General features: G+C 72.3%; 14 protein-coding genes. 8 read left to right on the top strand and 6 right to left on the bottom strand.

All coding sequences use genetic code 11. The features are described from left to right. Positions 1-5 precede the first annotated feature (5 nt). The 3 genes from DEFCA_RS19645 to msrP all read right to left on the bottom strand — a co-directional run bounded on the left by DEFCA_RS19645 (position 6) and on the right by msrP (position 5,081). Complete coding sequence (locus tag DEFCA_RS19645; protein ID WP_025323599.1) at positions 6-2,273, bottom strand: hybrid sensor histidine kinase/response regulator; 2,268 nt, start codon at positions 2,271-2,273, stop codon at positions 6-8. Then, positions 2,270-4,090: an ATP-binding protein gene (locus tag DEFCA_RS20860; RefSeq protein ID WP_025323598.1), complete on the bottom strand. Its 1,821-nt coding sequence runs from the start codon at positions 4,088-4,090 to the stop codon at positions 2,270-2,272. The genes DEFCA_RS19645 and DEFCA_RS20860 overlap by 4 nt, the downstream gene beginning before the upstream one ends. 130 nt (positions 4,091-4,220) lie before the next feature. Continuing rightward, entirely contained in the window at positions 4,221-5,081 is an 861-nt protein-coding gene (gene msrP, locus DEFCA_RS0113750; RefSeq protein WP_025323597.1) for a protein-methionine-sulfoxide reductase catalytic subunit MsrP, read from the bottom strand. A 430-nt stretch (positions 5,082-5,511) separates the two neighbouring features. Here msrP and ald point away from each other — a divergent pair, with 430 nt between their 5' ends. Then, a complete protein-coding gene (ald, locus tag DEFCA_RS0113745) occupies positions 5,512-6,624 on the top strand; it encodes an alanine dehydrogenase (protein WP_025323596.1) in 1,113 nt (370 codons plus the stop codon). A 4-nt stretch (positions 6,625-6,628) separates the two neighbouring features. Then, positions 6,629-7,261, top strand: a complete 633-nt coding sequence (locus DEFCA_RS0113740; protein ID WP_025323595.1) for a GNAT family N-acetyltransferase — start codon at positions 6,629-6,631, stop codon at positions 7,259-7,261. 6 nt (positions 7,262-7,267) lie between these two features. On the opposite strand, the gene DEFCA_RS20855 is transcribed toward DEFCA_RS0113740, so the two are convergent. From DEFCA_RS20855 to DEFCA_RS0113725, 3 genes are all read right to left on the bottom strand, one after another. Continuing rightward, positions 7,268-7,831 carry a helix-turn-helix domain-containing protein gene (locus DEFCA_RS20855; RefSeq protein WP_025323594.1) on the bottom strand — a complete coding sequence of 188 codons (564 nt, stop codon included), beginning with the start codon at positions 7,829-7,831 and terminating at the stop codon, positions 7,268-7,270. After that, the gene (locus DEFCA_RS0113730; protein WP_025323593.1) at positions 7,828-9,708 is read right to left on the bottom strand and encodes a YgiQ family radical SAM protein; all 1,881 of its coding nucleotides are present in this window, start codon (positions 9,706-9,708) and stop codon (positions 7,828-7,830) included. The genes DEFCA_RS20855 and DEFCA_RS0113730 overlap by 4 nt, the downstream gene beginning before the upstream one ends. Positions 9,709-9,843: 135 nt before the next feature. Continuing rightward, on the bottom strand, positions 9,844-10,341 hold the full coding sequence (locus DEFCA_RS0113725) for a rubrerythrin family protein (RefSeq protein WP_025323592.1): 498 nt from the start codon (positions 10,339-10,341) through the stop codon (positions 9,844-9,846). 218 nt (positions 10,342-10,559) lie between these two features. On the opposite strand from DEFCA_RS0113725, the gene DEFCA_RS0113720 reads away from it, so the two are divergent. Genes DEFCA_RS0113720 through DEFCA_RS0113695 form a run of 6 tightly spaced genes read left to right on the top strand, consistent with a single transcriptional unit; the run spans position 10,560 to position 14,580 of the window. Further along, on the top strand, positions 10,560-10,784 hold the full coding sequence (locus DEFCA_RS0113720; protein WP_025323591.1) for a NifU family protein: 225 nt from the start codon (positions 10,560-10,562) through the stop codon (positions 10,782-10,784). Between the two features lie 19 nt (positions 10,785-10,803). Next, positions 10,804-11,001 carry a hypothetical protein gene (locus tag DEFCA_RS0113715; RefSeq protein ID WP_025323590.1) on the top strand — a complete coding sequence of 66 codons (198 nt, stop codon included), beginning with the start codon at positions 10,804-10,806 and terminating at the stop codon, positions 10,999-11,001. A 43-nt stretch (positions 11,002-11,044) separates the two neighbouring features. Continuing rightward, positions 11,045-11,773 (top strand): hypothetical protein, encoded by a 729-nt coding sequence (locus DEFCA_RS0113710; protein WP_029734092.1) that lies wholly within the window; start codon positions 11,045-11,047, stop codon positions 11,771-11,773. Next, positions 11,773-13,239, top strand: a complete 1,467-nt coding sequence (locus DEFCA_RS0113705; RefSeq protein WP_035802934.1) for an FAD-binding oxidoreductase — start codon at positions 11,773-11,775, stop codon at positions 13,237-13,239. The genes DEFCA_RS0113710 and DEFCA_RS0113705 overlap by 1 nt, the downstream gene beginning before the upstream one ends. Beyond that, the gene (locus DEFCA_RS20850) at positions 13,239-13,700 is read left to right on the top strand and encodes a hypothetical protein (RefSeq protein ID WP_025323587.1); all 462 of its coding nucleotides are present in this window, start codon (positions 13,239-13,241) and stop codon (positions 13,698-13,700) included. The genes DEFCA_RS0113705 and DEFCA_RS20850 overlap by 1 nt, the downstream gene beginning before the upstream one ends. Continuing rightward, positions 13,690-14,580 carry a phosphate/phosphite/phosphonate ABC transporter substrate-binding protein gene (locus DEFCA_RS0113695; protein ID WP_025323586.1) on the top strand — a complete coding sequence of 297 codons (891 nt, stop codon included), beginning with the start codon at positions 13,690-13,692 and terminating at the stop codon, positions 14,578-14,580. The genes DEFCA_RS20850 and DEFCA_RS0113695 overlap by 11 nt, the downstream gene beginning before the upstream one ends. Positions 14,581-14,582 lie beyond the last annotated feature (2 nt).

The following is a 14,582-nucleotide window of genomic DNA, read 5'->3' as shown; positions in this document are numbered from 1 at the left end:
CCGGGTCAGCGACCCGGGCCGGCGGCCAGGAGCCGGGCCAGGGCCCTGGCCAGCTCCCGGATGTGGATGGGCTTGGGCATCCACTCGTCGAACCCGTCGTCGGGGCGGCGGTCGGCCCTCCTGGGCAGCGGGTACCCCGAGACCGCGATGACCGGCACCCCGGGTTTTCGGGCCTTGACCCGGCGGGCGAACTCCCGGCCGTCGAGCCCGGGCATCACCAGGTCGGTCACCACCGCGTCCACGGTGTCGGCGTGGCGCTCCCACAGGGCCAGGGCCTGGTCTCCGTCGCGGGCCTCGAGCACCCGGTAGTTGAGGCGCTCGAGGATGGCGCGCAGGATCTCGCGCACATTGACGTCGTCCTCGGCCAGGAGCACGGTCTGGCCCGCGCCCTCCGGCACGGCCCCGATCACCGTGGACCGACGGCCGTGGGCCCGCTCGGCAGCCGGCAGGTACACGCTCACCTCGGTGCCCGCGCCCGGGGTGCTGTGCAGGTCCACGAACCCGCCGTGCTCCCGGACCAGGCCGTAGACCTGGCTCAGGCCCAGGCCGGTGCCCTCGTCCGAGGGTTTGGTGGTGTAGAACGGCTCGAACACGCGGTCCAGGTGCTCGGGGGCGATGCCGCAACCGGTGTCGGTGACGCTCAAGCACACGTAGTCGCCGGGTTTCATGCCCGGCACCGGCGGGGCCTCCCCGGCCACCACGGGCCGACAGGCCAGCCGGATCGTGAGCTCGCCGCCCTCGGGCATGGCGTCCCGGGCGTTCACGGCCAGGTTCGTCAGAATCTGCTGGATCTGGGTCGGGTCCGCCAGCACCCAGTAGCTGCCGGGCTCGTAGGCCATGCGCACCCGGATCCCCGCGGGGAAGGTGGTCTGGAACAGGCGGGTGAGCTCCTTGGCGAAGCTCAGAAGATCGAGGGGCTGGCGCTCGCTCTCGGCCCGGCGGCCGAAGTCGAGCACCTGCCGCACCAGGTCTGCGGCGCGAAACGACTGGACCAGCATCTGCTCGAGCCGCTCCCTGACGTCGGACGGGATGTCCTCGCGGCCCCGGAGCATCTCGGCATACCCGACGATCGCGCTCAGGATGTTGTTGAAGTCGTGGGCGATGCCGGCGGCCAGCTGGCCCAGGGCCGCCAGCCTCTCCTGGAGGGCGATCTTCTCGAACCGGTGGTGCTCGGCGGTGGCGTCCCGGATCACCATCACCCACGCCTCGGGCCGGTCCGGGTCCCCCACCGGCCGGGCCTGAACCTGGAGGACCCGGGGCGCGGGGCCCGGGGTGAACATCTCGTGGACCTGCCGGCCGTCGTCGGGCGGGGCCAGCAGGTCGGGCAGCGGCCGGCCGGCCACGGCCCGGAGCCGGCCCTGGTCGTCCAGGTCCGCGTGGGCCTCCATGAGGGCGCGGGCCTCGCCGTTGGCCCGGCGGATCGTGCCCCCGGGTGTCAGGAGGGCGATGCCAGCGGGCACGGCCTCGAGCACGGCCTCCACCTCCCGCAGGGCCCGCTCCCGCTCCTTCTGGGCCAGAACCCGCTCGGTCACGTCCACGGCCGAGCCCTGCCAGGCCACCAGCCGGCCCCGGGGATCCCGGATGGCGCTGGCCCGGCCCTCCACCCAGACCGGGGTTCCGTCGGCCCGCAGGAGCTGCCCCACGAACCCCGCCACCCGGCCCTGGGTCTCCAGGGCCCGGATCCACCGGTCCCGCTGCGCAGGATCGGCCCACAGGGCCCGGGCGTCCAAGCGGATGAGGGACTCGGTGTCGGGGTAGCCCAGGATCTCCACGAAGGCCCGGTTCACCGTGAGGATGCGGCCCGACGGGGTGGACACGTAGATGCCCACCGGCAGGTTCTCCACCAGGTCCTGGTACCGGGCCTCGGCCTCGGCCAGGGCCCGCTCCTTGGCCGCCCGCTCCAGGGAGTTGCGGGCCGCGACCGCCAGCCGGGCGAAGTGCCGGGGTGACTTGACCACGTAGTCCGCCAGACCCTGCTTCATGGCCTCGACCGCCACCTCCTGGGTGCCGGTGCCGGTGAACATGATCACCGGCACCCCCGGCCACCGGGTCCTGGCCTGCCGCAGGACCACCAGGCCGTCGGACCAGCGCAGGTGGTAGTCGGTCACCACCAGGTCCGGCGCCTCCCCTGCCAGGGCGGCCTCCCACGCCTCCTGGTCGCCCACCTCGGTGGCGTCCACCGCCGGGAACTCCTTGCGCAGCTCCCGAAGGGCCAGGGTCCGGTCGTCGGGGTTGTCGTCGGCGATGATGACCCGCAGGCGCGGGGGACTCATGGTTTCTCCTCCTCGGCCAGACGGCCGCGAAGCCGCCCCAGCTCCGTGGCGATCTCCTGGATCCGGGCCTGCCAGGCCTCGGGTGGTCCGGGGTCCTGCTCCACGGCCTCGCACCGGTCGGCCAGGGCCGAGGCGCCCAGGGCCCGCGCGTTGGACCCGAGGGTGTGCGCGGCCCGGGTCAGGGCCTCGCGGTCCCCGGCCTCTGCCGCGTCGCCCATGGCCGTGATCTGGCGTCCGGCCTCCTCGAGAAAGATCCCGACCATGGTCGGGGCCGAGCCCACGGCCACCCCCTCCATCTCCGCCTGGAACCGGCGGAACGTGTCCGGGTCCAGCACCGGAGCCCGGTTTGCGGCCGGTTCTTCCGGCGAGGACAGCTCCACCCAGAACCGGCTGCCCCGGCCGGGGTCGGACTCCACCCCCGCCCTTCCGCCCATGCGCTCCACGGCCTTGCGCACGATGGCCAGGCCCAGGCCGGTGCCGGGGTAGGCCTCGGGCCCGTGGAGCCGCTCGAACAACCCGAAGATCCGCTCCCGCTGTCGGGGCGGCACGCCGATGCCGTTGTCCTCCACCCACAGCCTCACCCGGCCGCCCCGCTCCTCGGCCCGCACCCGTACCCGGGGGGTTCGGTCGGGGGGCACGAACTTGACGGCGTTCGAGATCAGGTTCCCCACCACCCGCACCAGCATCCGGCGGTGGCCCCGCACCCGGGGCAGGGGCCGCTCCACCCGGATCTCGCACCCCTCGGCCGCAACCTCGGCCAGCGCCTCGTCCACGGCCTCCTCAAGGGCCACCTGGTGGAGGCCGAGGTCCTCCCGGCTCAGGCGGCTGTAGTCCAGAAGGTCCCTCACGAGCCGGTCCATGGACCGGGCGGCCCGCACGATGCGGCCCGCGTAGTCGGCGCCCCGGGGTCCCAGGGCCTGGCCGCAGTCCTCGAGCAACGCCTCGGCGAACCCCTCCATGGCCCGCAGCGGGGCCCGCAGATCGTGGGACACGGTGTAGGCGAAGGCCTCGAGATCGGAGTTGGTCTGCTGGAGCGTCTCGGTCAGGCGCCGGAGCCGCTCCTCCCGCTCCTGCAGGGCCGCCTCGGCCCGCTTGCGGGCGGTGACGTCCCGGACCACCAGAACCCAGCCGGTATCCCCGCCCACGGTGAACCGGCCGGCCGAGACCTCGACCGGGAACTCCGCTCCGGCGGCAAGGGCTCGGGTCTCCCAGGAGCCGGAGGCGAGGTCGGTGGAGGGGGCCAGGTCGGGCAAGACCTCGGTCACCGGCCGGCCCGTCAGGCTCTCGGGGGCCTCGCCGAACAGCAGGCCGGCCGAGGGGTTGGCCGAGGTGATCCGACCGGCGGCGTCCACGGTGAGCACCCCGTCGGGAGCGGCCCGCACCAGGGCCCCGGCACGGGCCTGTTCGATCTGAAGGAGCCGCTCCGAGCGGTGGAGCCGCACCAGGTACTGGGCCCGGCGCTCCAGCACGGCCCAGTGGATGGGCTTGTTCACGTACTCGGTGGCCCCGACCCCGAAGGCCCGATCCACGCTCTCGGGGTCGTCCAGGGCGGTCACGAACAGGATCGGGAGGGTTTCGCCCTTGGGCAGGGCGCGGATCCGACGGCAGGCCTCGAACCCGTCCATCTCGGGCATCACGCCGTCGAGGATCACCAGGTCGGGGGGATCGGCCACGAACCGGTCCACGGCCTCACGGCCGTTCTCGGCCTCCACCACCCGCCACCCGTGACGGCCCAGCACGTGGACCGCCATGGCCCGGGTCGTCCGGTCGTCGTCGGCCACCAAGGCGGTGGCAGGGTCTCGGGGACTCGGGACCATGGTGCACCCCCTTTCCGGCGCGGCTCCGCATGCCGAGCGATCGGGAGGACGCGGTCTTTGGCAGGGTAGCCGGGGATTTCCCCTTCGGCAAGGAGTGAATTACATCTACCCGTAATCACGATGGTTGTGCTCAGCCGCCGTACAGGTACGCGACCCAGGGCCCGTACCCGTTGAGCCGCGGGGTGGGCTGGCGTTCGCCCGTGTCGATGCGCCACTCCCGGTCTCCGCCGGCCACGTTCGAGCTGAACCCGTACACGCCGGGTGCCAGGGTGGTCCAGAAGGTGGCGGGCCGGGCCTCGGTGAACCGGATCCGGACGATGCCCTTGATGCTCTTGAACCCGTACTTCCACGGCACCACCAGCCGGATGGGGGCGCCGAGCGATTTGGCCAGGGGCTTGCCGTAGGCCCCGGTGGCCAGGAGGGCGAGCGGGTTTCGGGCCTCGGCCAGGGTGAGGCCCTCGGTGTAGGGCCAGGGCCAGTCCGGATGCCGGGCCTGACCCGGGGCCACCTTCGGGTCGAGGAACGCGGTGAACGCCACGTACCGGGCCGAGCCCAGGGGCTGGGCCCAGTCCACCAGGGCGCGCAGGGGGATCCCGGTCCAGGGGATCACGGCCGACCACCCCTCCACGCACCGGTGGCGGTACACCCGGTCCACGGTGCCCAGCCGCCGCGCCAGATCCCCGACGTCCACGGTGCGGGGCTTGGCCACGAGTCCCCCGATCTCCACCGCCCACGGACGGGTCCGCAGGGCCGCCACCTCCCGCCACACCCGGCGCTTGTCCGGGGTGAACTCGTAGTAGTTGTTGAACCGGGTGGCGGAGGCCTCGGGGGTGATCGGGCCGGCCGGGGGAGGCAGGTCGAGCCCCCAGCCCGGCCGGGTCAGCAGGCCCCAAACCCCGAGCCCCCGGAGCCCCAGCCGGGCCAGGAAGCGCCTGCGGTCGGCCCAGACCCCTTCGGGGGTGATGGGAAGGGACGGAAGGCGAAGCGGCACGGTTTCCTCCGAAGAAGCCAAGAGCCCTCATACCAAGTTGTGTTCAAACCGGGAGCGGTCGTGGGGCGGGCAAGGGATCTGCCTCGCGCCAGAGACGCCGCGCCCGGCTCTCCGATCAATGATTTTGAACGCAACTTGTATTGCCCACCCTACCACCGGGGTCCGGCCGGGCAAGCCGGTCCGAGAGTTGGCTGGGGGGAGTGGTTGGGGTATGGTAGGCGGCCGCGCCCGGCTCTTCGACGGGTCCCTTGCCCCTCCGAGCAGGGAGCGGTAGCGCCTGGTTATCCGCCGGGTTGATACCTTTCCCGTTGGCCGCCCGATGGCGGGCCTGGAGGGCTTCCTACCATTTGCGATCAAGATGAGCTCATGGAAGGGCGATTTGGGGGTCGATCGCCGGCTTCGAACGCGACCTGGTGTATAAGGAGGCGCCATGATCGTCGGGATACCCAAGGAGCGAAAGAACAACGAGTACCGGGTGGGCATCGTGCCGTCGGGCGTGGAGGAGCTCACCCGCGACGGCCACACCGTGCTGATCGAGACCGGTGCGGGGCTGGGAAGCGGCATCTCCGACGACGAGTTCGTCTCGGCCGGCGCCCGCATCGCCTCCTCGGCCCGGGAGGTGTGGGAGGCCGCGGACCTGGTGATGAAGGTCAAGGAGCCCCTGCCCGAGGAGTACGACCTGCTCCAGGAGGGCCAGATCCTGTTCACGTTCCTGCACCTGGCGCCCCTGCCGGAGCTGGGGCGGGTGCTGCTGGAGCGCCGGATCCGGGCCGTGGCCTACGAGACGATTCAGCTCGGCGACGGGAGCCTGCCGCTCCTGGCTCCCATGAGCCAGGTGGCCGGGAAGATGGCGGTGCAGCTGGGCGCGGCGTTCCTCCAGCGGGAGAGGGGCGGCATGGGCATCCTGCTGGGCGGGGTGCCGGGCACCAAGCACGGCCGCATCGTGATCATCGGGGGCGGCGCGGTGGGCATCAACGCGGCCAAGGTGGCCTACGGGCTGGGGGCCGAGGTGGTCATCATCGACATCAACCACGCCCGGCTCTCCTACATCGACGACGTGTTCGACGGCAAGGTGGTGACCCTCATGTCCAACCGCCGGAACGTGCGCGAGGCCGCGGCCAGCTGCGACATGCTGGTGGGAGCGGTTCTGGTGCCCGGGGCCAAGGCCCCCCGCCTCGTGGACCGGGAGATCCTGCGGGGCATGAAGCCGGGCAGCGTGTTCGTGGACGTGGCCATCGACCAGGGGGGGGTGAGCGAGACGAGCCGGCCCACCTCCCACTCCGACCCGGTGTACGAGGAGGAGGGGGTGATCCACTACTGCGTGCCCAATATCCCGGGCTCGGTGCCGATGACCAGCACCTACGCCCTGACCAACGTGACCCTGCCCTACTGCCGCAAGCTCGCGTCCGGCGTGGAGGAGGCCCTGCGGGCCGACCCGAGCCTTGCCAAGGGCGTGAACACCTGGGACGGCCACGTCACCTGCCGGCCCGTGGCCGAGGCGTTCGGCATGGAGTGGACCCCCCTGGAGCGGTTGCTGGGGTAGGGCCGTGGCCCGGTGCCGCGTGTGCCACACCCGCTACGACCCCGACGACCCGGCCGATGCGGCCCGGCATCGCAGGCTCCACGACCGGGTCACCCGGGGGCTCCCCCGCCGCCCCCTGGCGGGGGAGCGGGTGCTGTGGCAGGGCGACGGGCTGCGGGTCACGGTGGTGGTGCCGGCCGCGCCCCGGGCGCAGCGCCGCAGGGTGGAGGAGATCGCCCGGATCGGGGCCCGGGAGATGGGCTACACCGGGTCCCCCTACTCGCTGCGGGAGCCCCCGGAGCTCAGGACCCACGGGTTCCTGGGGTACCGGGGGGCGCGGCTGGCCGGGGTGTTCCTGCTGGCCCACCGGCGGGTGGAGGCCGTGGCCGAGTGGGTGGAGGGCGAGGAGCCCGACGGCGTGGCCCCCCGCAAGGGGTGGCGGGTGCGGGAGCCGGGGGAGGGGACGGCCTGGTCCGTGGACTTCCTTTGGGTGGCCCCCCGGTACCGCCGCACGGGTTTGGGCCGGAGGATCCTGACCGAGGCAGCCCGCTACCTGGGGGTCCCATTGCCGGACCTGGCGTGGTACCCCCCTTTCACGGCCGTGGGCCGCCGGTTCATCCCGGCCGTGAGCGGCCCGACGTTCCGGGTGGCGCGGTGAGCCGGATCAGTCCCGGCTGAAGATCACGGCCAGGGCCTGGGGCGGGGTCTTGCCGATGCCCCGCAGGGCGTGGGGCCGGGACGAGTCGATGTAGAGGCTGTCGCCCTTCTTCAGGGTGTAGGTCTCGCCGTCGTACAGGAGCTCGACCGTGCCCGACAGGATGTAGAGGAACTCCTCCCCCTCGTGCACCATGGGCTGGATCGAGCTGGCGGCCTTGGGGTCGAAGGTCACCAGAAACGGCTCCATGCCCTGGCCCCGGAGGTCGGGGGCCACCAGGCTCAGGTAGGTGTAGCCCTGGCCGGTGCGCTGGACCGACCGGTCCACCGTGGTGCCGTTGCCCGCCGGCACGATGCTGAAGATGTCGGAGCGGGTGCCGGCCTCGTGGAGGAGTTGGCCCATTTTCGAGCCCAGGGCCCGCGAGATCTTGAGCACGGCGCCGATGGACGGGACCTCGGTGCCCTCCTCCACCGCCTGGAGATACGCCTCGCTCAACCCGGTCATCTGGGCCACCTGGGCCAGCGACAGATCCTGGGCCTCCCGCATCCTCCGGATCCGTTTTCCGACGTTCATGGGGACTCCTCACTCCTGGGTTTCCGGGATCGACGGCCCCTAGTATCACAGCGTTTGGAACGGGAGTCAAAACCCCGGCCTCGTCCCTTGGGCCGGCTGTTGTAGCCGGGGCCGTACAGCCTGCGGAGCACCTCGGGCCGGCCGGCCTCCTCGAAATAGCGGATCAGGAACTCCCGGTTCCGGGGGTTCTGGTACTGGGCCAGGGCCCGGTGGGCCCGCTTGTCCCGGCCCCGGGGCACCGGCACCTCCTCGCCCCTCAGCGGATCCCGGCCGGTCCAGTACATGCAGGTGGACCGGGTCATGGGGGTGGGCGTGAAGTCCTGCACCTGCTCCGCGAACCGGCCCAGGTCCCGGACGAACCAGGCCAGGTCCAGGCCGTCGGTCAGATCGCACCCGGGGTGTCCGGTCATGAGGTACGGGATCAGGTACACGGGCCGGTCCAGGTCCCGGCGGATCCGGCCGAAGGCCTCCTGAAACTCCTTCCAGGTGCGGCGGCCCGGCTTCTCCATCAACCGGAGCACCCGGTTGGCCACGTGCTCCGGGGCCACCTTCATCTGCCCCCCCACGTGGTGGGCCACGATCTCCCGGAACAGCCGGCGCTGGTTGGGCCGGAGGAGCAGGTCGTGGCGGAGCCCCGAGGCCACGAACACGTGCTTCACCCCCGGGATCCGGCGTACGGTCCGCAGGAGCTGGAGGTAGGGCTGGCCCCCGGTCTCCAGGTGGGGGCACACCTCGGGCACCAGGCAGCTGGGCCGGTCGCAGGCGAACCGGCCGGGCCCGGCCCGTGTGCAGCCGGTGCCGTACATGTTGGCGGTGGGGCCTCCCAGGTCGGTCACGGTGCCCCGGAAGTCCGGATGCTTCGCCAGCCTCCGGATCTCCCGCACGATGCCCTCGGCGGGCCGGCTCACGATGCCCTTGCCCTGGTGGGCGGCCAGGGCGCAGAACGAGCACCCGCCGTAGCACCCCCGGTGGGTCACCACCGAGAACCGCACCGGCTCCAGGGCCGGCACCCCCCCCTCGCGCTCGTACCGCTGCGGATACCGGCGGGTGAACGGCAGCTGATACAGGCCGTCCAGCTCCTCCGGGGTCAGGGGGGCGGCCGGCGGGTTCACCACCACGGCCAGGGATCCGTGGCGCTGCACCAGCACCGGCGGGTTGGGTTGCCGCAGGGCCCGGTCGAGCTCCCGGAAGTAGCGGAAGAACCCCTCCGGGCTCTCGGCCGCGGCCTCGAACGGGGGCAGCTCCAACGTGCCCTCTCCGGTCGGCGGCTCCGCGGTGCGGTACGCCAGCCCCGGGATCCGCCGGAGGGCCTCCGGGGGCTGCCCGGCCGCCAGGCCCTCGGCCAGGGCGCGCACGGCCCGCTCCCCCATGCCGTAGACCAGGAAGTCGGCCTTGGCGTCCACCAGGACCGAGCGGCGCACCCGGTCCTCCACGTAGTCGTAGTGGGCCAGCCGCCGGAGGCTCGCCTCGATGCCCCCCAGCACCACGGGCACGTCGGGAAACGCCTCCTTGCACCGCTGGGCGTACACCACCGTGGCGTGGTCGGGCCGGCGGCCGGGCTGGCCCCCGGGGGAGTACGCGTCGCGCTTGCGCCGCCTCCGGTCCGGGGTGAAGTGGGCCACGGCCGAGTCCAGGTTTCCGGCGGTCACCCCGAAGAACAGCCGGGGCCGGCCGAAGCGGCGGAAGTCGTCGGGCCGGGTCCAGTCGGGCTGGGCCAGGATGCCCACCCGGAACCCCAGGCCCTCCAGGTACCGGCCCACCAGGGCCGCACCGAAGGCCGGGTGGTCCACGTAGGCGTCGCCGGTCACGAGCACCACGTCGAACCGGTCGTCGGGGCCGTCGGGGGCCTCGGGGAGGAAGCGGACTTCGTCGGACATGAAAGCGGAACCTCTCGGGGCGGTGGGGAAGCGAAACAGGGTACTACAGGGATTGGCCGCAAGCGAACCCGGACCACGAAAAAAACGCGGCGTCCCGGGGGACGCCGCGTTTCGGGGCGCGGTGGTGGGGCCGAGCTACTCGACCTTCTCGAACCGGCTCCCCGGGGCGCCGCACACGGGACACTTGTCCGGCGCCTGGCGCTCGTGGGTGTACCCGCACACCGGGCACACGTAGTAGTCGAAGGTCTCCCCCTTCTCGTCCAGGGCCTCGAGGGCCTTGCGGTACAGGGACTCGTGGATCTTCTCCACCTCCCAGGCCCACTGGAAGCTCCGCAGGGCCGCCTTCTCGCCCTCGGCCTCGGCGTCCTTGATGAACTCGGGGTACATCGAGACCACCTCGTGGTTCTCGCCTTCGATCGCGGCCTGCAGGTTCTCCTTGGTGCTCTTGATGTTGCCCAGGACCCGGAAGTGGTTGTGGGCGTGCACCGTCTCGGCCGCCGCGGCCGCGCGGAACAGCTTGGCCACCTGGGGGTACCCTTCCTCCTCGGCCTTCTTGGCGAAGGCCAGGTACGAACGGTTGGCTTGGGACTCGCCGGCGAACGCGGCCTTCAGGTTCTCGGTCGTCTTGCCCATGGGTTCCTCCTTCGGTCAAATAAGGGATGGACGTCTTGAGCACCCGAATGCTAACCAATACGGTTAGCATTGTCAAGGGCTCGTTTGGCAGGCTACCAGGGTTTTTTTCGGGTGCAAGCCTGCCCGCCCGGCCGGTTTGACAGTGCGGGGCACGGGGGCTAGATTGGGGACGTTGACCGCTTCGGTACATAATTTCCGGCCAAAGGAAGGAGTTCGCCATGAAAGAAAAGGTGCAGGCGGCGCTGGACAAGGTGCGGGTGAACCTGCAGGCCGACGGGGGCGACGCCGAGCTGGTGGACGTGAGCGACGACGGGGTGGTGCGGGTGCGGCTCAAGGGGGCGTGCCACGGCTGCCCCATGAGCCAGATGACCCTCAAGCGGGGAATCGAGCGGGCCATCAAGGCCGAGGTGCCCGAGGTGAAAGAGGTGGTGGCCGTGGACTAGGCACGGGGAGCGACGAGCGATGTACAAGGTGAAGACCTTCGGCACCGACATGAAGGTGTTCCACGTGCACGAGGAGTTGGAGCGGCTGGACGACCAGGTGAACCGGTTTTTCGCCGACCGACCCCAGGCCCGGCTGATCGGGGTGAGCGACATGCCGGTCACCGACGACTCGGGCACCACGATCGGTCTGCTGCGGGTGGTGGCCTACGAGGAGTAGGCCCGTTCGGCGGGTTCGACCCCGCCATGGAGGGAGGAGAGCCATGATCCGGAACCGGCTGGCCGTGCTGCTGGTCGGGGCGGCCCTTGCGACGGCCGCCTGCGCGCGTTACGAGCAGAAACCCCTTCCCATGCGGCTTCCGGCCGCGTATCCCAACGCCACCACGGTGTTCGGGGTGACCCTGGCGGCCGAGGCCCACGCCGATCCGGCCCGGGCCAAGGAGCTCTACGGGTTCGACATCGTGGGCGCCGGGGTCCTGCCGGTGCAGGTGGTGTTCGATCATCAGGGTTCGGACCCGGTGGAGATCGTTCCCGAACAGACCTTCCTGGTGGACGCCCAGGGCCGGCTGTGGAACATCCTTGAGCGGAAGCTCGCCTACAAGCGGATCCAGGAAAAGACCGAGTGGGGTGAGATCGCGCCGGAGGCGGGCAAGGGCGCCCTGCTGGGGGCGGCCGCGGGCGCGATCGTGGGGGCGGCCATCGGCATCGTGACCGGCAAGAGCATCCCCGAGGCCGCCGGCAAGGGGGCGGCGGTGGGTGGCGCGGGCGGCGCGGTTCTGGGCGGGGTCAAGGGCGCCCAGGAACCGGACGTGGGCCGCTCGATCCGGCAGGACCTGCGCAACCGGTCCCTGGCGAACAAACCGATCGAGCCGGGCGTGCTGACCCACGGGGTGCTGTTCTTCCCGGCCGAGGCCAAGAACCCCCGGCAGCTGCGGCTTCGCATCCGCGACACCCGCACGGGCGAGGCCAAGACGGTCATGCTCCCGCTGTGATGACCGGGCAGCGAGGGTCGCCGATCCAGGGCCCCGGGGCGTCCCCCGGGGCCGTTTGTTCGTCCGGCCGGCTGCGCCGGCCCACCGACGCAGACCTGGCGGCCCTGGCCGGGCGGATCGGTCGGGACCGGGTGAGCGCCTCGCCCGAGTCGGTTGAGCGGTACGCCCGGGACGAGTCCACCGTGGTCGAGGCGCGACCGTGGGCAGTGGTGCGGCCCCGGTCCACCGCCGAGGTGGCCGAGACCCTGCGGTGGGCCTCGGCGGGGCGGTTTCCGGTGGTGCCCCGGGGCGCCGGCACGGGGGTGGCCGGCGGGGCGGTGGCCGTGGGGGGCGGGGTGGTGCTGAGCCTGGAGCGGATGGACCGGATCGTGGAGCTCGATCCCGAGAACCTGGCCGTGACGGTGGAGCCCGGGGTGATCACGGCCCGCATCGACGACGAGGCCCGGCGCCACGGCCTGTTCTACCCCCCGGATCCGGCCAGCCTGGAGAGCTGCTCCATCGGGGGCAACGTGGCCGTGGGCGCCGGGGGCGCGCGGGCCGTGAAGTACGGCACCACCCGGGACTACGTGCTGGGGCTCGAGGTGGTGCTGGCCGACGGCGAGGTCCTGGAGCTCGGCGGCAAGAACGTGAAGGACGCCACCGGCTACCACCTGCGGGACCTCTTGGTGGGGAGCGAGGGCACCCTGGGGGTGATCACCCGGATCACCCTGCGGCTCGTGCCCCGGCCGGGCCGGCGGGTGGTGCTGCTGGTGCCGTTCCCATCGATCCACCACGCCGCCCGGGCGGTCACGGCGGTGCTCGGGGCCCGGGTGCTGCCGGCCGCGGCCGAGTTCATGGACGACGTAACCATCGAGGCCGCCCGCAGGTACCTGGGCCGCGATCTCCCCGGCGGCGATGCCGTCGGGGCGTATGTTTTTCTGGAGCTGGACGGTGAGACCCCGGCCGCCCTGGAGGCCGAGACGGAGCGGGTGGCCGGGGTGGTGCAGGCTCACGGGGCCCTGGACGTGCTGGCCGCCGAGGACCCCGGCCAGCAGGAGCGGCTGTGGGAGAGCCGCCGGTGCCTGGGCGAGGCCCTGCGGGCCTGGGGCCGGCAGCTGGGCAAGGCCGACGTGGTGGTGCCCCGGGCCCGGGTGCCCGAGCTGGTGGAGGCCGTGCGGGGGGCGGGCCAACGCCACGGCCTGGTGGCCGCCAGCTTCGGCCACGCGGGCGACGGCAACGTGCACGTGAACCTGCTCCGGGGCGACCTGGCCGACGGCGAGTGGGACCGGCGGCGCTCCCAGGCCCTGGCCGAGATCATGGAGGCGGTGAAGGCCCTGGGCGGGCTTCCTTCGGGCGAGCACGGGATCGGGGTGCTGAAGCGGCCCTATCTCCACCGGTTCCTGCCGGCGCGGGCCTTGGCCCTGATGGCCTCGGTCAAGACGGCCTTCGACCCCCTGGGCATCCTGAACCCCGGCAAAGTGATGTGATGACTCGACTCGTGTGGGCGGCGATCGTCGCCGCCGCGGTGTCCGCGGGCCCGGCCTGGGGCTGCTTCGGGCCGAGGCTGCGCGTGGCGGTGGTGCCGGAGGTGGCGTTGGCGGCGTACGTGTTCGGGTACTACGTGGAGGACCGGGCGGGAACCGGGGTGGAGTTCGTGGACGCGGCCGACCCGGGGGCCACCCTGCTCGGGGACCGGGCCGACGTGGCCGTGGTTCCGGCCGATCGAGCCCCGCCCGAGGGCGTGGAGACCCGGCCCGGAGGAGACGTGGCCGGGGTCGGGCCGGTGGTGTTCTGGCTGCGGCCCCAGGTGTTCGACGACCTGCGGTTCACCCTGGTGGAGCGGGCCCTGGGCAAGGTGCCCCCCCTGTGGACCTCGGGCTCGTTTCGGTCCGCAGGGGACCGGCCCCCCAAGGCCGCGGCGCGGCAGGTGGTGCTCGATGCTCCGTAGGCTCGGGGTCCTCGGGCTCGCCCTCCTGGCCCTGGCGACCGGGGCGTGCCGCGAGCCCCGGACGTTCCGGATCGGGTACATGATCTGCAACTCCCGGGCCGAGACCGAGGCCCGGTTCGGACCGCTGACCGCCTACCTGTCCGAGGCCACCGGCGCCCGGTTCGTGCCGGTGTACCTGGACACCGTGGACGTGGAGGATGCCTACGTCCGCGGGGACCTGGACTTCACCCACACCAACTCGGCCCTGTACGTCACCCTGCGCGAACGCCACGGCCTGCGGGTCGTGGCCGCGGACCGGCGGGGCGCGTTCGGGGCCCGCACCCTGGGCGCGATCATCGCCCGCAGGGACTCGGGCATCCGCACCCTGGCCGACCTGAAGGGCAAGCGGTTCGTGTTCGGCCCCCAGTGGGCGCCGTTCGGGTTCCTGGCCCAGTACGCCCTGCTCCTGGAGAACGGGATCGACCCCGAGACCGACCTGGGCTACTACGCCATCCCCCACGGGTCGTGGAAGCACGAGAAGGTGATCTACGCGGTGCTGTACGGCGCCTTCGACGCGGGGGCCGCGCCCATGATCGACCTGGAGGAGATGACGGCCGAGGGCAAGGTCTCCCCCGACGACTTCGTGATCCTCGCCAAGAGCGAGCTGGCCCCCTACTGCACCGTGGGGGCCCGGCCGGAGGTGCCGAGGGAGTGGGTGGACCGGGTGCGCGAGGCCCTGCTGGGGCTCACCCCCGAAACCACGGTGGAGTGGGCCGGGGAACGGCTCCGGGTGCTCGGCCGGGCCGGCCTGAGCGGGTTCGAGGCCGTGACCGACTCGGACTACGACCGCATCCGGCAGTGGGCCCGCCGGGCCAAGCTTCCTCCCTACGAGGAGTACTGAGC

The organism is Deferrisoma camini S3R1, from assembly GCF_000526155.1.
Lineage (GTDB): Bacteria > Desulfobacterota > Deferrisomatia > Deferrisomatales > Deferrisomataceae > Deferrisoma > Deferrisoma camini.
Note: the sequence above shows the minus strand (reverse complement) of the source record. Positions and strands in the feature narration are given on the sequence as shown.